Here is a 17,203-nt window from a genome sequence, read left to right as displayed (position 1 = left end):
GGGTGCTACCACTCAATTCAACAAAACGGGATTGCCATGCCTTCCATCGCGTTACACGCGCGCCAGCATCTGGCGCTTACGCCGCGTCTTCAGCAGGCGGTGAGGCTGTTGCAACTGTCGTCGCTCGAATTCCAGCAGGAGCTGCGCGAAGCGCTCGACACCAATCCGTTCCTCGAATACGTTGCGCCTGCCTCGGAGACCGGTGAGGCGGCCGAAGCGGCTGACGGCGCCGCGGGCATCGGCTCCGCAGCGGCGCCCGCGGCCGAAGCCCCCGCCATGGCGACGGAAGGCGCGGGCGAGTCAGGCCTCGATGCCGGCATGGCGCAGGAAACGTCGCCCTACACCGAGACGTCATACGCCGAAGCCAGCTACGGCGACGAAGGCGCGGGCTATACCGCCGAGATGCCAACGACTGGCGCGTTGCGCACGTCGAGCTATCGCGGCGGCGAGGACGGCGATTCCGAGGCCTCCGACTGGGTGCGCGTGCCGGTCACGCTGCGCGAGCAGTTGCACGAGTCGCTGCGTCTCGCGCCCCTCGAAGAACTCGACCGGATCGCGGCGCAAATCGTGATCGAAGCGCTCGACGACGACGGCTATCTGCGCCAGGACCTCGCCGATCTCGCCGACGTGGACGGCGGAGCAGACACGCTCGACGAGGACCGTCTGCGCGTTGCGCTGCGCGTGGTGCAGTCGCTCGATCGGCCCGGCATCGGCGCGCGTTCGCTCTCCGAATGCCTCGCGCTGCAACTCGAGGCGATGCCTCACGACACCCCGCATCGCGAACTGGCCATGCAGATCGTCTCGCAGCATCTCGAGCGCCTCGCGCGCCGCGAGCACGGTGAGCTGCAGCGCCAGCTCGGCTGCGACGCCGCTTCGCTGCAGGCCGCGAGCGCACTCGTGCGCCGCCTCGATCCGAAGCCGGGCAACCACTATGGGCGCGCCGACGGCGGTTATGTCATCCCCGACGTGATCGTGCGCCAGGTGCGCGGCAAGTGGGTGGTGAGCGTGAATCCGGCCATCGAGCCGCGCGCGCGCATCCACAAGCTCTATGCGGAGATGTTCGCGCGCTCGGACCAGACGAGCCGCTCGCCGCTCGCGCAGCAGTTGCAGGAAGCGCGCTGGCTGATCCGCAACGCGCACAAGCGCTGCGAGACCATTCTGCGCGTGGGCGAGTGCATCGTCGCGCGCCAGAAGGCGTTTTTCCTGTACGGCGAGATCGCGCTGCGGCCCATGCTGCTGCGCGACGTCGCCGACGAACTGGGCCTGCACGAATCGACCGTTTCGCGCGCCACGGGCAACAAGTACATGGCCACGCCGCGCGGCATCTTCGAGTTCAAGCGCTTCTTCCCGCGCGAACTGGAAACGCGCACGGGCGGCACGTGCTCGGCGGCTGCGGTGCGCGCGCTCATCAAGGAAATGATCGACGCCGAAGATCCGCGCGATCCGCTTTCCGACGTCATCCTCACGCAGGAACTCGAAAAGCAGGGCGTGCAGGTAGCGCGGCGCACGGTCACGAAATATCGGCAAATGATGAAGCTGCCAGCGGCGGAAATGCGCCGTCAGATTTGAGGCGCGCGGTTTCATCTGCGTGCCGGAAGACGGGGGGAGGGTCAGCGGCGCAGGACCGGCGTAACGAAACGTGTGGACAACACGTTACGTTGCGCACGCCGCTTCAAAGCAGCATCAAGGCAGCGGGCAGATAGAATACGAGCCATTGCTCATATTCTATCTGCCCGCTGCGCATATCCCCCATGACCCAAACGCCACGACGCAAAAGCCGCGCCGCGCCGCTAGAGGCGCGCAAGCGGCCCGTGCAGCGCCGTTCCGCCGCCACGGTCGACGCGATACTCGAAGCCGCTGCCCGCATTCTCGAAAGCGCGGGCCTGGCCGGCTACACCACGAACGCCATTGCGGCGCGCGCGGGTGTGAGCGTCGGCTCGCTCTATCAATACTTCCCGAACCGCGACGCGCTGACCGCTGCCTTGATCGAGCGCGAGAGCGCGCCGCTGCTTGCCGAGGTCGAGGTTGCCGCGGTGGCGTCGAGTTGCGAGGCGGCGCTGCGCAGGCTCATTCGCGCTGCAGTTGCGCACCAGATGCGGCGCCCGGAATTGGCGCGTCTGCTCGATTTCGAAGAGCGGCGTCTGCCGCTTGGCGAGCGCGACGCGCGCGTAGGCGAGCGCATTCACGCGGCGCTGGTCGGCGCGTTCGAACTCGCCGACGCGCCGAGACTCGACGACCGGCAGACCACTGCGCTCGACGTGATCGCCATCGTGCGCGGCATGGTCGACGCCGCGGGCGAGCGCGGCGAAACCGACGCACAGGCGCTGGAGGCGCGCGTCACGCGCGCAGCGATCGGCTATTTGTGGCGCACCGAGCGCGGCTGGTAGCGTACGTGGCCTTGTTTGCCCGCGTCAGCGGTCCGCAGCACGACGCGTTTGCCGGAAGTCCGTTGCGCGATGCCGAGCCATCGCGCAACACGCCCTAACGTGAGGCCGTTGCAGAGCAGATTCAGCAGCACGAAGGCAGCGGCCATGGCGGCAGCGAACGCGCGGGTGTCGGGCGAAAGCGCGTCGTTGCGCGCGACGCAAACCGCGAGCGTGAGCGTGACAGGCCCGCGCACGCCGCCCCATGCGATCAGCCATTGATGCGTGCGCGGCAGCGGTTCGCAAATTCCAAGGCGGCTCAGCAGCGGCAAGAAGATCGTGAGGATGCCGAATCGGCTCAGAATGGCGGCCACCAGCGCGAGACCGAGCGGGAGGATGTCGCGCATATCCAGCTTGTCCAGCAGACCGGGCACACGTGCCGACGCGAGCAGAAAGACAGCGGCGGACGCGATGCCAGCCTGGTACGTCCATAGCTGGCGAAACAGGGCCTGGCTCGCGGCGGGGTGGCGTGTTCGCATGAGCCGGTTGGCCGCGAGACCCGCGCATACGACAGCGGCCACGCCAGAAACGTGAAGCCGGCTTTGCGCGGCGGGATAGAGCAGCGTGGGCAGCGCGAGCGAGAGCGCGTACTCGGAAAAGGGCAGACTGCGCAGCGCGCTCGACGCGGTGACGAAGATCGCTCCCGCGAGCGCTCCGAACGTGCAACCGCCAACGAGTGAAACGCAGAACGCTGCGAGCGGATAGCCGTGTGTGTTTGCCGCGGACGGCGCGAGCGCCAGCGCGCTGGTGAGGAGCGTGGAGATGGCGATGGCGGCGGCGTCGTTGAGCAGGCTTTCGCCCTCGATCAGCCGGATCAGGCGTTCGGGCGCACCGCTGTTGCGAAAGAGCCCGATTACGGTGGAAGGATCTGTCGTGCTGACGATTGCGCCGAGCAGCAGGCAGACGATCAGGCTCTCGCCGCTGCTGATCCAGGTGACGAGGCCAACGCCTGCCGCGGCGGCCACCACTGCGCCGATCGCAAGCAGGAGGATAGGCGCGAGATCGGCGAGAAGGCCGCGCGTGTCGACCTGCAACGCCGCTTCGAAGAGGATGGGTGGCAAGAAGATCCAGAGATAGGCCTCGGGCGGAAGCGATGGTGTGAGTAAGGGCGCAAGGTTCGAAGCGGTGAAGCCGGGCGCGAAGTGCTGCAACGCGAGATACCCGGTGCCGGCCAGCACGCCTGCACCGGTCAGGCCGAACGAATCGGAAAGGCGAAATCGCTGTGCAGCGGCATGGCAGAGCGCAATGCTGAGCAGCAGGACGCCGGTGCGGACGGTGAATTCAATTGCGGTTTGCAAAGGCGGGAAACTCCGTGTCGAGGCCAGACGGCGGCCAACGGAGACAGTATGCTGTTGCGTTGCAGCAATGCGATTTGACATATGTCAGCGCGCCACTGACAGGGCAAATACGATGCGATTACGGACTTTTACGAGTCAGATGGCGCGCGAGACTGTCCCTTAAAGCGCGCGTGCGCGCGGGAGTCGAGCGTCTTTTAGGGTGCCATGACCGGCGAGTCTCCCGGCTAGCTCGCGCCGAGGCGCTCGATCAGCGCCATGGCCGCCGCCGGGTTGCGTTCCTTGAAGCCGCTGATCACGTAGAGATACACGTCCCGGCCGGCCTTCGCGGCGAGCGGCTGCGCGTAGGTGGCGAGATCGTCGGGTGTTTCGCCGCGCGACCAGGCGAGCGCGCGCTTCGCCCAAATGTCGAGGTCGGCGGCGGCGTAGCCCTGCGGGTGATCCTGGGCGGTTCCCATGATGCGCGCGTAGACGAACTGCGCGCTCGCGTCGCCGATTTGCGGGTAGCTGGAGTCGCCGGAAATGACGATTGCCGCCTTGTGCTTGCGCGCGAGCGCCACGAATTCCGGCGTGCAAAAGCTCTCGTCGCGCACTTCGAGTGCGTGGCGCAGCGCTCGGCCTTCGGCCTCGGCTGGCAGCAGTTCGAGAAATCGTGCGTAATCCTCAGGATCGAAACGCTTGCCTGGCGTGAGCTGCCAGTTGATCGGCCCGAGCTTGTCGCGCAGGTTCAACACGCCACCGCTCAGGAAGCGCTCGATCGTGGCTCCGGCTTCGGCCAGCACGCGGCGATTCATCGCAAAGCGCGGGGCCTTCAGTGAGAACACGAAGTCGTCGGGCGTGTCGTCGTGCCAGCGCGTGAAGCTTTCCGGGCGCTGCGCGCCGTAGTACGTACTGTTGATTTCCAGCGTCGAAAGATGGCGGCTCGCATATTCGAGCTCGCGGCGCTGCGCAAGCCCGCCGGGATAGAACGCACCGCGCCACGGCGCATATATCCAGCCGCCTACACCAACGCGTATGCGGCCGTGCCGGGCCATTGAACGGGATGAGGGCACCATCGGAACTCCATCATCGAAGCCGGGAAACGCGCAGTGTAGCGCAGCACTCGCCGCGGCCGCCGGTTAGCGCCCCGAATCCAAAGCTGCGAATTCATCTCGATTTTTAGGCATAGTCCGATATTTTCTTGTGGGCTGTGAGGCTACTTTAGTCGTGTTGTGTCAGATAACCTCACAGGGACCATCAGATGTCTTCCCGCATATCTCCGGAACTCACCGATGCGCAGTGGCGCAGCATCGAACCCATGTTTCATGAAATCCGCGTTGACGGTCGTCGTCGCGGGCGCCCGGCGCACAATCCTCGTCACGTTTTCGCAGGCATCCTTTGGGTGTTGGCCACCGGCTCGGTCTGGTCGAAGCTGCCCGAGCAGTATCCCGACTTCCGCACCTGCCATCGCCGCTTCAAGCTGTGGTTCGACGCCGGCCTCGTGCATCACGCCATGGAGCGTCTGCACGGCCAGGATGGTCTCGCGCTGTGCACGGCAATGGCCGCACGCATGCAGCCGTGGCGCGCGCCGGTCGGCCGCAAGCCGCGTTTTCCGGTGGCGTCCACGCTGCGCTGGCCGCTCGTGCGCCCCTTCGTGGACCGATAGGCGAGCAGCAAGCGGGGTTCCGGCGGCACTCCACGAGTCCGCTGGAACGTCAAGCCTCCCCGACCTCCGCACGCATGCGTGCGAACAGCGGCGCCCACCAGGGTTCGCGTGAGAGCGCCTCGATCTCCACATCGGTATTGAGGTCAACGGTGCGTTGTCGTTCGCGTGCATCGAGTGGATCCGCTTGCGCGAACTGTGCAGCAAGCACTTCGGCACCGGCGTCGGAAGCGTCGCGCGGCCCGCGCGCACGTGCGTTCACGCGCTCGGCTAGCCGCGCCTGCGGCGCGTGGAAGTTCAGGATCAGCATGGGCCGGTTCAGCTCACACGCCAGTGCTGCGAACTGCGCGCGATGCGTTGCCTTGAGAAACGTCGCATCGACGAGTGCGGTATGGCCCGCGTTCAGCACGTCACGCACATGGGCGACGAGACGTTCGTAATGCGCGTCGAGCGCGGCTTGCGTGTAGGCGCTTGCCGGCAGCGCGTCGAACGAGGGCGGCGCGAAGGGTTCGAGGCGCTTGCGTTCGAGATCGCTCGACACACGGATCACTCCGCTCAACTCGGCGAGCGCGCGGCTCGCCACCGACTTTCCCGACCCAGAAAAGCCGTGGCACAGCAGCAGCCAGGGCGCGGGTTCGCGCATGGCGCGCGCCTCACTCGCCGCGAGTGCGAGGTAGCGCGAGACGTTTTCTTCGTTCGCCTGCGCGTTGCGCCGCGCAGGCGGTCCCGCCTTGAGCAGTGCCACCAGCGCCCTCACCAGCGCGCGATAGACGACATAAAGCCGCAGCGCAATGAGCCCCGCGAAATCCCCCGTGGCTTCCAGATAGCGGTTGAGCAGGCGGTGCGCGTGCGCAGCGTGGCCATGCGCGCGCAGGTCCATCAGCGGGAATGCGAGATCGCAGGTCACGTCGATCCAGCGCAGCGCGTCGCTGAACTCAATGCAATCGAACATCAGCGCGTGTCGTCCGTAGCGCACGATATTGTCGAGATGCAGGTCGCCGTGGCAGGCGCGCACGAATCCGTTCTCGCGGCGCGCGTCGAGGTGTTGCGCCAGGCGCGCGAGTTCGCTTTCGCAAGTCGCGCGCAACGCGGCACTCTCCACAGGGTGCATGGTGCTCGGGTCCGTTTCGAGGGGCGCGAGCGCCGCGAGCACCTGTTCACGCAGCAGTGCGGCCGAGCCGAGGCGTGCAGCGGGCGCCATCGGACCGCGGCCGGGCCGGCGCGCCTGCCGATGGCTCGCGGCGAGCCTGGTTGCGGCCGCATCGATATCGGCGGTACTCAGTTCGCCGTGCGAGAGCAGATTCGAAAACAGCAGGCGCTGGTCGAAGCGGCGCATACGAACCGCGTAGTCGATGACTTTTACGTTGCCGCGCGTGGAAGCATGCGCGTGGCTGAGCCGGCAACGCCGACCGTCAAAAAATAGCGCATCGGTCTCGCGATAAATCGGTCCTGCGAAGGGCGCATTCAGACGAATCTCAGCTTCGCAGCAGCGCAGCCGGGCATCGAGCCGCACAAAATTGACGAAGCCGAAATCGACGGGCTTCATGATCTTGTACGCGTAGCGCCCGGCGAGATACACCACCGAAATATGCGTTTCGATGCGCACGATGCGCCCAGCCGGGTGCGCATACGTCGAGGCGCGCGAGAGCGCGGCGTCCACGAGGCGACCGTGGCGGCGCGCCGCACGCTGACGGTTCAAGGCATGGCGTGAGATCGGCGTGTCGGGCATCGGCGTGGCTATCATGAGAATAGAGGGCTGCGGCGCGGCAATTGTCGGAACCAGCATACACGCGAGCGAGCGCGGGACGGCCGTGGCGCGCCACGTCGCAGCCTTGATCGAAACGGGCTGCACGGGCATCGGCGTGTTGCACCTTTTGTGCAATCCGGCGAGGCTGCGCGATACTCTCAAGTTCAACCCAACGGAATCTCGGAGACATGGCGCATTTCGACGTATTCAACGGCGACGCAGACGGCATCTGCGCGCTGCATCAACTGCGGCTCGCAAGGCCGCGCGAAGCGACGCTCATCACCGGCGCGAAGCGCGATATCGCGCTCGTCGAGCGCGTGCCCGCCCAGCCAGGCGACTCGCTCACGGTGCTCGACATTTCGTTCGACGTGAACCGCAAGGCGCTCACCGCGCTGCTCGCGAAGGACGTCGCGGTCGAATATTTCGACCATCACCACGCGGGCGATCTGCCCATGTGCAGGAACCTCGTCGCGCATATCGACACCACGGCGCAGGTCTGCACGAGTGTGCTCGTCGACCGTCACCTCGCTGGCCGCTACCGGCCGTGGGCGATCGCGGCGGCCTGGGGCGACAACCTGCCCGACACGGCGCGCTCGCTTGCGCAGCAGGCCGGGCTCGACGCCGCGCAGGCCGAACCGCTGCGCGAACTCGGCGAGTCGATCAACTACAACGCTTACGGCGACTGCGTCGAAGATCTCGTGATCACTCCGCTCGATCTGTACGCGGCGATGAAGCCTTATGAGAGCCCGTTCGATTTCATCGCGTCGGAGCCCATCGTGGCGCAGCTCGGCCGTTGCCGCCATGACGATCTCGAACTGGCCCAGGCCATCGCGCCGCTCATCGCGCTGCAGTACGGCAGTGTGTGCGTGCTGCCCGACGAGCCGTGGGCGCGCCGCGTGCGCGGCGTGTTCGCCAACGTGCTCGCGAACGAGGAGCCGTCGCGCGCGCACGCGGTGCTGAGTGTGAACGCGGACGGCAACTATGCGGTAAGCGTGCGCGCGCCGCTCACCGAGCCGCGCGGCGCGGACGAACTCTGCCGCGCGTTCCCCGGCGGAAACGGCCGGGTGGGCGCGGCAGGCATCGACTGCCTCGAATCGGCCCGCCTCGACGCGTTCGTAACGGCGTTCGCGCGCGTGTTCGGGCGCGCGAAGCCGGAGTTGGCCTGAGCAACGAGGCGTCACCAGGCTGTCACTGCGGCGTTTCGCCCCCGCCTTGCGCGTTGCGCGCCGCCGGCCAGCGCCAGTTGCGGATTTCGGGCATGTCGTCGCCGTACTCGTCCACGTAGCGGCGGTGCGCGGCCAGCTTGTCGTGCAGCGTCTGGCGCAGGTGCGCCGCGCGCTGCGAGAGTCCGTCAACGCGGTCGATCACGGCCTCGCACAGGTGGTAGCGGTCGAGCCGGTTGAGCACGGTCATGTCGAACGGCGTGGTGGTCGTGCCTTCCTCGATGAAGCCGTGCACGTGGATGTTCGCGTGATTGGCGCGCCGGTACGTGAGCTTGTGGATCAGCGTCGGATAGCTATGGTGCGCGAAGATCACCGGCTTGTCGGTGGTGAACAGCGCGTTGAAGTCGGCGTCGGGCAGGCCGTGCGGATGGCGGTCGGCGGGCTCGAGCGTCATCAGGTCCACCACGTTCACCACGCGGACCTTCAGGTCGGGCAGGCAGTTGCGCAGCAGGTCCACGGCGGCTAGCGTCTCCATGGTCGGTACGTCGCCGGCGCAGGCCATCACCACGTCGGGCTCACCGCCGTCGTCATTGCTCGCCCATTGCCAGATGCCGATGCCGTCCGCGCAATGGCGAATGGCCGCGTCCATGTCGAGCCATTGCGCCTGCGGCTGCTTGCCCGCCACGATGATGTTGATGCGGTTCCAGGTGCGCAGCACGTGGTCCGTCACGGCGAGCAGCGTGTTGGCGTCGGGCGGCAGATACACGCGCACCGTGTCCGACTTCTTGTTCACCGCATAGTCGATGAAGCCCGGGTCCTGATGGCTGAAGCCGTTATGGTCCTGGCGCCACACGTGCGAGGTGAGCAGATAGTTGAGCGAGGGCAGCGGCCGCCGCCACGGAATCTCGCGGATCACCTTCAGCCACTTCGCGTGCTGATTGAACATCGAGTCGATGATGTGGATGAACGCCTCGTAGCACGACATGAAACCGTGGCGGCCCGTCAGCAGATAGCCTTCGAGCCAGCCCTGACAGGTGTGCTCCGAGAGCATTTCCATCACGCGGCCGTTGCTGGCGAGCTGGACGTCGTCGGGCGTGACTTCCGCGAGCCACGTGCGCGACGTCACGTCGAATACGTCGCTCCAGCGGTTCGACGCCGTCTCGTCGGGACCGAAGATGCGGAAGTTGCGCGTCGGGTCGTTCACGCGCATCACTTCTCGCAGGAACGCGCCCATTACGCGCGTGGCTTCCGCGTCCACCTGGCCGGGGGCGGGCACGTCCACGGCGTGGTGTTCAAAGGGCGGCACACGCAGCTCGCGCACGCGGCCGCCGCCGTTCGAACGCGGGTTCGCGCTCATGCGCTTTTCGCCCTGCGGCGCGAGCGCGGCGATTTCGGGCACGAGGCGGCCTTGCGCGTCGAAAAGTTCTTCGGGCTTGTAGCTGCGCATCCAGCTTTCCAGCAATGCGAGATGCCCCGGCTTGGAGATGTTGGCGAGCGGCACCTGGTGCGAGCGCCACGAGCCTTCGGTTTTCTGGCCGTCGACCGTCTTCGGGCCGGTCCAGCCTTTGGGCGTGCGCATCACGATCATCGGCCAGCGCGGTCGTACGTAGCCGGGCGGCAGGTTGCCGTGTTCGTCGGCGAGTTCGCGCGCGGCCTTCTGGATACGCGCGATCTCGTCGAATGCCGTGTCGAACGCGGTGGCCATCAGACGGTGCGCAACTTGAGGTTCTTCAGCCTCCACGAAAATCGGTTCGTGGCCGTAGCCCTTCATGAGCGAGGCGAGTTCGTCGTCGCCGATGCGCGCGAGCACCGTCGGCCCCGCGATCTTGTAGCCGTTCAAATGGAGGATGGGCAGCACCGCGCCGTCGGTGGCCGGATTGAGGAACTTGTTCGAGTGCCACGCCGTGGCGAGCGGGCCCGTTTCGGCTTCGCCGTCGCCCACCACGCAGGCGACGATCAGATCCGGGTTGTCGAACACCGCGCCGTAGGCGTGCGAGAGCGCGTAGCCCAGTTCTCCGCCTTCGTGGATCGAGCCGGGCGTTTGCGGCGCGACGTGACTGGGAATGCCGCCCGGAAAGCTGAACTGCTTGAACAGTGCGGCCATGCCTTCTATGTCGAGCGGCACGTTCGGCCAGGTCTCGCTGTACGTGCCTTCCATCCAGGTGTTCGCGACGACGGCAGGGCCGCCGTGGCCCGGCCCCGCGAGAAATAGCACGTCGAGATCGCGCGCGTTGATGATGCGGTTCAGGTGCGTGTAGAGGAAGTTCAGGCCCGGCGTCGTGCCCCAGTGGCCGAGCAGGCGCGGCTTCACGTGTGCGAGCTGCAGCGGCTCGCGCAGGAGCGGATTGGCAAGCAGATAGATCTGGCCGACCGAGAGATAGTTGGCGGCGCGCCACCAGGCGTCCATGCGGCGCAGCAGGTCGTCGGTGAGCGGCGGGTGGGCAGGGGTGTCGGTAGCGTTCATGCGGGGCTCCGGTTGCGCGGCGGCGGAAGGCGGACCGAGTCGGACTGCGCGCGCGGTGCGGCAGCGCGCGTGGCGCGAGCCTGAGGCGTGCGCGGCGGGCGCGCAGTTGGCACGCAGTTGGCGCGCAGTTGGCATTTACCGCGCGCGTGGCCGGCGGCGGCGCCTCATGGTCCTGCGGGAATCGTCTTATGTTGCCACGATCGCGCGGCGCGCCACGCGTGGATGCCCCGCGGCTGGCAGTCGCATCGGGCTGCCTGGCTGCGGCGTAGTTGCGGCGCAGCGTGCATTGCACGACAGCCCGCGGCCCGATTGCATAACATGGTTTTATGGTGATCGAAGCGGCGCGCGAGCCGCATATCTGGCGAGGGGGATGGCAATGCGGGCAATGCTGTTCGACGGCGGGAATCCACGGCTGCGCGAAGCCGAATTACCCGACCCGACGCCGGGCGCAGGCGAACTGCTGATCGACGTCCGTGCGTGCGGCGTGTGCCGCACCGACCTGCACGTCGTGGACGGCGATCTCGAACACCCGAAAAGACCGGTGATTCCCGGTCACGAGATCGTCGGCACGGTGGCGGCGCTCGGGGCCGGCGTAACGGGTTTCGCGCTGGGCGACCGCGTGGGCGTGCCGTGGCTCGGCCATACCTGCGGGCATTGCCGCTTCTGCGCCGACGGGCGCGAGAACCTCTGCGACGCGCCCGGCTTCACGGGCTACACGATCGACGGCGGCTATGCCACGCGCACCGTCGCCGACGCCCGCTACTGCTTCCATCTGCCGCGCCAGTACAGCGACGTCGAAGCCGCGCCGCTGCTCTGCGCGGGACTCATCGGCTATCGCTCGCTCGCGATGGCGGGCGATGCGCAGCGCATCGGCATTTATGGCTTCGGCGCGGCGGCGCATATCGTCGCGCAGGTCGCGCGCCATCAGGGGCGCACGGTCTATGCGTTCACGCGTCCGGGCGATGACGCAGCGCAGCAGTTCGCGCGGCGCCTCGGGGCCAACTGGGCCGGCGGCAGCGACGAGCGCGCGCCCGAGGAGCTCGACGCGGCGCTGCTGTTCGCGCCGGTCGGCGCGCTCGTGCCCGCCGCGCTGCGCGCGCTGACGAAGGGCGGCACGGTCGTGTGCGGCGGCATCCACATGAGCGACATTCCCTCGTTTCCTTACGCATGGCTGTGGGAGGAGCGGCACATCGTCTCGGTGGCGAATCTCACGCGCGAGGACGGCGCGACCTTCATGGCGATTGCCGCACGCCACAAGCTCGAAATCGAGACCACGCCGTATCCGCTTGCGCGCGCGAACGAGGCGCTGGCCGATCTGCGCGAAGGACGGCTCACGGGCGCGGCGGTGTTGACGATGCTGACAGAAGGATGACGCAGAGGAGACAACGCGTCGCACTGGCTACGGCGCGCATCCGTACCCAAATGCGCTACAACGATCTTTAGATAGCGCGCGCCGGGAGCCGGCGCGCGCCTCGCAACGGCCGGCGGGCCGCGGCGCGCGACGCTCACGAGGCACGCGCGCGGCGACTACGCCGCGCAATCTGGGCGACGCCCGGGAGGTCAACGATGTACAAGCAGATTCTGGTAGCGGTGGATGGCAGCCGCAGCGGCCGGCGCGCGCTCGACGAGGCCGTGAAGATCGCCAAGGCGACCGGCGGCGCCGTTCAGGCGCTGTACGTCGTGCGCCATCCGGCGCGGCTCGTGGACGTGAGTTCGGGCTTCGCCGAGGAACAGGCGCGCCACTCGGCGGAAAACGACGCAGCAACGGCGGCGCTCGAAGAAGCGAAACTGGTGTTCGCGCAGGCTCAGGTGGCGGGCTCCACGCGCGCAGCGGACGCGAGCGGCGAGGAGATTGCCGCGGTGATCTCGCGCATCGCCGCCGAGGAAGACGCCGACCTCGTGGTGATGGGCACGCGTGGCGTGTCGGGCATGAAGCGCCTGTTGCTCGGAAGCGTGGCGGAATCGTTCCTGCGCATGGCGGACCGGCCGGTCATGCTGGTCCGCGACGAAGAGGCGCCGGCCGCCTGATCGGGGCGCCCGGTTCCTCCGGCCGGTCGGCGGCGAGGGCGCGACCGGCCGGGCAGCGATCGGCCGTATCGACGATCCGTCGCGAAATACCGGCGATCGCAAGCCCAGTTTTGAATTGCTGCGCATCAACTATCTCGATTTGTGACGTCGATCAAGCGACAAATCGCCCATTCGTTACGCGGGAGCTCGTCTTCGTGCCTATGATGTTGGCTTGAGCCGATTGTGTTGCGAACACGCGGCACTCCGAAGTTTCCCGTCCCCCATCGTCGCGCGTGAAGCGCTTTCATTTCGCTCGCCGCAGCCCGCGCCCCACCGCGGTCCTTTAAGCAGCAAACGCATCCGGCCGCGCCGGGCGAAAGCTACATAAGGAGGAGATTGACCATGGCAACCGCTTCCCATCCCTCATTCGACGCGGCCTCAGTCGGCCAGGCGTTGGGCGCCTCGTTCGATAACTACCGTGCCAACACCGCGGCCGCGCTGCGTTTGCTCGTCGGGCAGCAGCAGTGGCGCGAGCAGCTGTTGAAGCTGGAGCAGCGCCGCATCGAGCGCGACCGCGAGGCGGTCGAAGGTCTGCTCGAATCGCTGCGCACCGCGCGCGACTGGACCGATTTCGCGGTCGCCACGCAATCGGTCTGGCGCGACTATCTCGGTGCGAGCACCACGCTCTGGCAAGAGAGCGTGGCGGCGGCGATGCAGGGCGCGAGCACGTGGTCCGACAGTGCGCGCGACTTCACGCAGCAGTGGCAGGAAGCCTGCGCGGGCGCGCAAGCTGGCGCGTCCAAGGTGCCTGGCGCGCTGCCCATGCGCGAGTGGATGAACGCCTTCGAGCGTGCGATGGCGAGCGCCACCAATGGCGCCGCGCATCCGGGCAAGGCGTCGGGCGCAGGCCGTGCGCACGCGGGCGGAGGCCAGCATGGCCACTAAGCGCGTTGCCTTCGTCACGGGCGGCATGGGCGGGCTGGGCGAGGCGATCAGCCGGCGCCTGCACGACGCGGGCATGACCGTCGCCGTGTCGTGCTCGTCGGCGAACACGCGAGCCGATGCGTGGCTTGCCGCCGAACGCGCGGCGGGCCGCGAGTTCGGCTGCCATCAGATGAACGTCGCCGACTGCGAGGCCTGCGAGCGTGCAGCGCAACAAGCGCTCGACGATCTCGGCCAGGTGGACGTGCTCATCAACAATGCAGGCATCACGTGCGACCGCAGCTTCGTCAAGATGTCGAAAGCCGACTGGGACTCCGTGCTGCGAACCGATCTCGACGCGCTCTTCAACGTGACGAAGCCGTTCTTGCCCGGCATGATCGAGCGCGGCTTCGGGCGCATCATCAATATCGGCTCGGTCAACGGCTCGCGCGGCGCTTTCGGGCAGACCAACTATTCGGCGGCGAAAGCGGGCATGCATGGCTTCACGAAGGCGCTCGCACTCGAAGTGGCGAAAAAAGGCGTGACGGTGAACACCGTGTCGCCGGGCTATCTCGCCACGCAAATGGTGGAAGCCGTACCGAAGGACGTGCTGGACGCGCGCATCCTGCCGCAAATTCCGGTAGGCCGCCTCGGCCAGCCGAACGAGGTCGCCGCACTGATAGCGTTCCTCTGCTCGGACGACGCGGCGTTCATCACCGGCGCCGATATCGCGATCAACGGCGGCATGCACATGCAATGACGCGCGGCGCTGCGGCGCAAAAATTTTGTGTGCGGCGAAAAAAGGCCCTTGCAAACGCGCGAGGCGCCTTCATGTTTGGACGGTGAGCGGCAGCGACCGCGCTGCGCGAGCGGCGCGCTTCGTTGCCGGCAATTCTCCGTGGCTGGCTGAAGGGGTGTCATGCACCCGTGGTAGCTGACGGAGAATTAAGGAATCCGATGCAACATCATTGTTGCGTGGACAAGGAAAACGTTCAGCCCATGGAGGCATCAATGAGCAATACCTCGCGTTACGATCCGTTCTCGATGGAAAGCGTGCCCGATCTGTTTCACGGGCTGTTCCGGCCGTTGCGTGCCACGAGCGCTGGGGAAGGGCAGGCGGCCAGCATCCGGATCGACGTGACGGAAGGCGAGGCCAGCTTCACTGTGAAGGCCGAAATGCCGGGCGTCGAGCGCAAAGACATTGATGTGAAAATCGACGGCAATCTCGTTTCGATCGCGGCAAAGGTCGAGCGAAACAGCGACCTGAAGGAAGGCGAGCGCGTCGTGCGTCGCGAACGGTATGCGGGCAGCGTGAGCCGCGCATTTACGCTCGCTGCGGAAATCGACGATGAAAAGGCGAGCGCGCAATACAAGGATGGTGTGCTGACACTCACGCTGCCGAAGCGGGCCGCAGGCGCCAGCAAGCGCCTGGAAATCAACTAAGGCTGAAGAGCCTTTGAGCGTGCGGCGCGCAGACTGCATATCGTGCAGATGCGCGCCGCTTTTTTGCTTTACATCGAGAAGTAACACAGCGAAACACGACTGTAGCGAAACTGTACGATTGACTCGCTATGCTGGGGAGACTCAAGCCCGCGGCCTTTCGGTCGATCGTTTTCGGGCATGTGGCCGTAAACAGCGCTTACGCCCTGGCTCCGGCCGACAACTGGAGAGACCCGATGCTCAGCCACCACGAACTAGCGACACTGCTGCTGATCCGTGATACGGACGCGCCTATTCAGACGCTCGATTCCGATTTCCTCGCGCTGCAGCGCTACCGTCTCGTCGAAATGGACGAAGCGGGCGGCGACCCCACGCTGCGCCTCACCTCCCGCGGCCGCGAACTGTTGCGGCGTCTCACGCACGAAGAAGGCGGCGAGCGCACTATTTGAGCGGCCGCTGCGCACGCCGTGCGGCGCGCCCGGTCTTGCGCACGAAGGCATGTCAAGAGCGTTTCATCGAGCGCTACGCCCGTTACATCCGTGTAATACACCGCGGAACACTCTGCGATAGAGTGCTGGCTTTTGGTTCCATCCACGCTGTTTTCACACGCAAAAGCCAAGTCATGAACGCCGTTTTCAAGCCTGCTGCCCGCCTGTTCGCCCTGATTTCCTGCGCCGCGCTTTTCGCGCCGCTCGCGGCCGTCGCCGCACCGTATCACCACGAGGTGTGCCACATCGAGCACGTTCACCATCACGCAGAGCGTGTTTGCCATCACGCGCACTGATCCTGCGCCGGTCGTAAAGCTGACTGCAAGGCGAACGCCGCACTTTAGTGCGGCGTTTATTTTCCCGTCATGTAATCAGGATGCCAAAATAAATAATCAGGAATTTATACCGCGACATATCGTAATTATCTGAAAGAGTGAACTTACACAAGTAATATTGCGGCGCGATATGCTCGGCGACTCGTTGCATACATTTCCCTTGCAGCTAGTCTCGTCATCTGAACGCGTTCCGCTCGAAAGCTGAAGCGGGGGGCGCAATCGCACACAATGAAAAACGTCACGTCGCTAGCCGCATCCAGTATTGCCGCCAGCGCGCTCGCCATGGCTTCGGGGTCGGTTAGCGCGCAGGAATTCACGCTCTACACAGGGCCGCTCAAGAGCGGCGCCGATCATACCTATTCGTGGCAAATGGATTACACGGAGGGTTTTGGCCAGTATTTTGCCGGCAGCATTGCGTGGCTGAACGAAGGCCATATTCCGGATCATCACCGCGACGGCCAGGCCATCCAGGCGTGGGCGCGATTGCCGCTCGCGCAGCGCCGCTTTGTGTTCGCGCTGGGTGTCGGGCCGTATCGCTATTTCGATACCGAAGCCGCGTCGCAGGGCGACGGCTGGGCCGATACGCACGGCTGGGGCGTGCTCTACAGTGCGCGCGCCACGTGGTACTCGGCGCATCGCTGGACGGCGAACCTGCAGCTCAACCGCGTGCAGGTGTCGCGCGGGCCATCGACGACGGCGCTCATGCTGGGCGTGGGCTACCAGCTCGACGCCCCCGACACGCCAGGTCCGCGCGATTTCGCGTTGCCGCGCACGCAGAAAGTGACGAACAACGAGATCACGCTGATGGCGGGCGAGACGATCCTCAATAGCCTCGAATCGCAGACCTCGGCGGCCGAGGCGATCGAGTACCGGCGCGGCATCACTTCGTTTCTCGATGGTACGGTGGGCTATCTGCATGAGGGCAATGGCATCTCGGCGCGGCGCGATGGCGCGACGGCGCAGCTCTGGCTCACGCGCGCGTTTTTCGACGAGCATCTCACGCTTGGGTTCGGCGCGGGCCTCTACGCGGCGATCCATCACGGCGAGCACCCCGACGAGCGCGATACCGGCGACGGTATTCTCTCGGGGCTCATCTCCGTTTCGGCTTCATATCGCTTGACACAGCACTGGGCCGCGCGCGTTACGTGGAATCGCGTGGTTACGCGTTATAGCCGCGATACGGATGTGATCCTGGGCGGTGTCGGCTATCGATTCTGAGTAGTGATGTAGCCCGCGCGGGCATGGCGTGGTTTGGGACGGACTTGCCCGCGCTACTCG

Annotated in this window: 16 protein-coding genes; 12 read left to right on the top strand and 4 right to left on the bottom strand. The window is 66.2% G+C overall.

What is annotated here, in order from left to right; genetic code table 11:
* The first annotated feature begins 36 nt into the window (after nucleotides 1-36).
* Nucleotides 37-1,569 (top strand): RNA polymerase factor sigma-54, encoded by a 1,533-nt coding sequence (locus tag VSR72_RS03415; protein WP_342951028.1) that lies wholly within the window; start codon nucleotides 37-39, stop codon nucleotides 1,567-1,569.
* A gap of 182 nt (nucleotides 1,570-1,751) precedes the next feature.
* Entirely contained in the window at nucleotides 1,752-2,387 is a 636-nt protein-coding gene (locus tag VSR72_RS03410; protein ID WP_342951027.1) for a TetR/AcrR family transcriptional regulator, read from the top strand.
* On the opposite strand, the gene VSR72_RS03405 is transcribed toward VSR72_RS03410, so the two are convergent.
* Both VSR72_RS03405 and VSR72_RS03400 read right to left on the bottom strand, forming a co-directional pair.
* Nucleotides 2,357-3,721, bottom strand: a complete 1,365-nt coding sequence (locus VSR72_RS03405) for a cation:proton antiporter (RefSeq protein ID WP_342951026.1) — start codon at nucleotides 3,719-3,721, stop codon at nucleotides 2,357-2,359. The two genes, VSR72_RS03410 and VSR72_RS03405, sit on opposite strands and share 31 nt — an antisense overlap.
* Before the next feature lie 224 nt (nucleotides 3,722-3,945).
* Nucleotides 3,946-4,773: a DUF72 domain-containing protein gene (locus VSR72_RS03400; protein WP_342951025.1), complete on the bottom strand. Its 828-nt coding sequence runs from the start codon at nucleotides 4,771-4,773 to the stop codon at nucleotides 3,946-3,948.
* Nucleotides 4,774-4,958: 185 nt separating this feature from the next.
* Between VSR72_RS03400 and VSR72_RS03395 the strand changes: the two genes are divergently transcribed.
* Nucleotides 4,959-5,363 (top strand): transposase, encoded by a 405-nt coding sequence (locus VSR72_RS03395; RefSeq protein ID WP_342951024.1) that lies wholly within the window; start codon nucleotides 4,959-4,961, stop codon nucleotides 5,361-5,363.
* 49 nt (nucleotides 5,364-5,412) lie between these two features.
* Here VSR72_RS03395 and VSR72_RS03390 read toward each other — a convergent pair whose 3' ends face one another.
* A complete protein-coding gene (locus VSR72_RS03390; RefSeq protein WP_342951023.1) occupies nucleotides 5,413-7,218 on the bottom strand; it encodes an AAA family ATPase in 1,806 nt (601 codons plus the stop codon).
* A 77-nt stretch (nucleotides 7,219-7,295) separates the two neighbouring features.
* Here VSR72_RS03390 and VSR72_RS03385 point away from each other — a divergent pair, with 77 nt between their 5' ends.
* Nucleotides 7,296-8,273, top strand: coding sequence for an acetyltransferase (locus VSR72_RS03385; RefSeq protein ID WP_342951022.1), 978 nt, complete (start codon nucleotides 7,296-7,298; stop codon nucleotides 8,271-8,273).
* A 22-nt stretch (nucleotides 8,274-8,295) separates the two neighbouring features.
* Here the strand turns inward: VSR72_RS03385 and VSR72_RS03380 are convergent, their stop codons facing one another.
* A complete protein-coding gene (locus tag VSR72_RS03380) occupies nucleotides 8,296-10,734 on the bottom strand; it encodes a phosphoketolase family protein (RefSeq protein ID WP_342951021.1) in 2,439 nt (812 codons plus the stop codon).
* Nucleotides 10,735-11,110: 376 nt separating this feature from the next.
* On the opposite strand from VSR72_RS03380, the gene VSR72_RS03375 reads away from it, so the two are divergent.
* The 8 genes from VSR72_RS03375 to VSR72_RS03340 all read left to right on the top strand — a co-directional run bounded on the left by VSR72_RS03375 (nucleotide 11,111) and on the right by VSR72_RS03340 (nucleotide 17,143).
* Nucleotides 11,111-12,106, top strand: coding sequence for a zinc-dependent alcohol dehydrogenase family protein (locus VSR72_RS03375; protein WP_342951548.1), 996 nt, complete (start codon nucleotides 11,111-11,113; stop codon nucleotides 12,104-12,106).
* 194 nt (nucleotides 12,107-12,300) lie between these two features.
* Nucleotides 12,301-12,762 (top strand): universal stress protein, encoded by a 462-nt coding sequence (locus tag VSR72_RS03370; protein ID WP_342951020.1) that lies wholly within the window; start codon nucleotides 12,301-12,303, stop codon nucleotides 12,760-12,762.
* 381 nt (nucleotides 12,763-13,143) lie between these two features.
* Nucleotides 13,144-13,686, top strand: coding sequence for a hypothetical protein (locus VSR72_RS03365; protein ID WP_342951019.1), 543 nt, complete (start codon nucleotides 13,144-13,146; stop codon nucleotides 13,684-13,686).
* Nucleotides 13,676-14,422, top strand: a complete 747-nt coding sequence (gene phbB / locus VSR72_RS03360; protein ID WP_342951018.1) for an acetoacetyl-CoA reductase — start codon at nucleotides 13,676-13,678, stop codon at nucleotides 14,420-14,422. The genes VSR72_RS03365 and phbB overlap by 11 nt, the downstream gene beginning before the upstream one ends.
* Nucleotides 14,423-14,673: 251 nt before the next feature.
* On the top strand, nucleotides 14,674-15,105 hold the full coding sequence (locus tag VSR72_RS03355) for an Hsp20/alpha crystallin family protein (RefSeq protein ID WP_342951017.1): 432 nt from the start codon (nucleotides 14,674-14,676) through the stop codon (nucleotides 15,103-15,105).
* Nucleotides 15,106-15,338: 233 nt separating this feature from the next.
* Nucleotides 15,339-15,551, top strand: a complete 213-nt coding sequence (locus VSR72_RS03350) for a hypothetical protein (RefSeq protein WP_342951016.1) — start codon at nucleotides 15,339-15,341, stop codon at nucleotides 15,549-15,551.
* A gap of 173 nt (nucleotides 15,552-15,724) precedes the next feature.
* Nucleotides 15,725-15,886 carry a hypothetical protein gene (locus VSR72_RS03345; RefSeq protein WP_342951015.1) on the top strand — a complete coding sequence of 54 codons (162 nt, stop codon included), beginning with the start codon at nucleotides 15,725-15,727 and terminating at the stop codon, nucleotides 15,884-15,886.
* A gap of 267 nt (nucleotides 15,887-16,153) precedes the next feature.
* Nucleotides 16,154-17,143: a hypothetical protein gene (locus VSR72_RS03340; RefSeq protein WP_342951014.1), complete on the top strand. Its 990-nt coding sequence runs from the start codon at nucleotides 16,154-16,156 to the stop codon at nucleotides 17,141-17,143.
* The last annotated feature ends 60 nt before the right edge of the window (nucleotides 17,144-17,203 follow it).

It is taken from the genome of Paraburkholderia sp. JHI869 (assembly GCF_038900775.1).
GTDB lineage: Bacteria > Pseudomonadota > Gammaproteobacteria > Burkholderiales > Burkholderiaceae > Paraburkholderia.
Note: the sequence above shows the minus strand (reverse complement) of the source record. Positions and strands in the feature narration are given on the sequence as shown.

Excerpts from the sequence above, each read along its gene's own strand:
- VSR72_RS03415 (WP_342951028.1), top strand. The coding sequence starts at position 37 with ATGCCTTCCATCGCGTTACACGCGCGCCAGCATCTGGCGCTTACGCCG.
- VSR72_RS03410 (WP_342951027.1), top strand. The coding sequence starts at position 1,752 with ATGACCCAAACGCCACGACGCAAAAGCCGCGCCGCGCCGCTAGAGGCG.
- VSR72_RS03400 (WP_342951025.1), bottom strand. The coding sequence starts at position 4,773 with ATGGTGCCCTCATCCCGTTCAATGGCCCGGCACGGCCGCATACGCGTT.
- VSR72_RS03395 (WP_342951024.1), top strand. The coding sequence starts at position 4,959 with ATGTCTTCCCGCATATCTCCGGAACTCACCGATGCGCAGTGGCGCAGC.
- VSR72_RS03390 (WP_342951023.1), bottom strand. The coding sequence starts at position 7,218 with ATGCCCGTGCAGCCCGTTTCGATCAAGGCTGCGACGTGGCGCGCCACG.
- VSR72_RS03385 (WP_342951022.1), top strand. The coding sequence starts at position 7,296 with ATGGCGCATTTCGACGTATTCAACGGCGACGCAGACGGCATCTGCGCG.
- VSR72_RS03380 (WP_342951021.1), bottom strand. The coding sequence starts at position 10,734 with ATGAACGCTACCGACACCCCTGCCCACCCGCCGCTCACCGACGACCTG.
- VSR72_RS03375 (WP_342951548.1), top strand. The coding sequence starts at position 11,111 with ATGCGGGCAATGCTGTTCGACGGCGGGAATCCACGGCTGCGCGAAGCC.
- VSR72_RS03370 (WP_342951020.1), top strand. The coding sequence starts at position 12,301 with ATGTACAAGCAGATTCTGGTAGCGGTGGATGGCAGCCGCAGCGGCCGG.
- VSR72_RS03365 (WP_342951019.1), top strand. The coding sequence starts at position 13,144 with ATGGCAACCGCTTCCCATCCCTCATTCGACGCGGCCTCAGTCGGCCAG.
- phbB (WP_342951018.1), top strand. The coding sequence starts at position 13,676 with ATGGCCACTAAGCGCGTTGCCTTCGTCACGGGCGGCATGGGCGGGCTG.
- VSR72_RS03355 (WP_342951017.1), top strand. The coding sequence starts at position 14,674 with ATGAGCAATACCTCGCGTTACGATCCGTTCTCGATGGAAAGCGTGCCC.
- VSR72_RS03350 (WP_342951016.1), top strand. The coding sequence starts at position 15,339 with ATGCTCAGCCACCACGAACTAGCGACACTGCTGCTGATCCGTGATACG.
- VSR72_RS03345 (WP_342951015.1), top strand. The coding sequence starts at position 15,725 with ATGAACGCCGTTTTCAAGCCTGCTGCCCGCCTGTTCGCCCTGATTTCC.
- VSR72_RS03340 (WP_342951014.1), top strand. The coding sequence starts at position 16,154 with ATGAAAAACGTCACGTCGCTAGCCGCATCCAGTATTGCCGCCAGCGCG.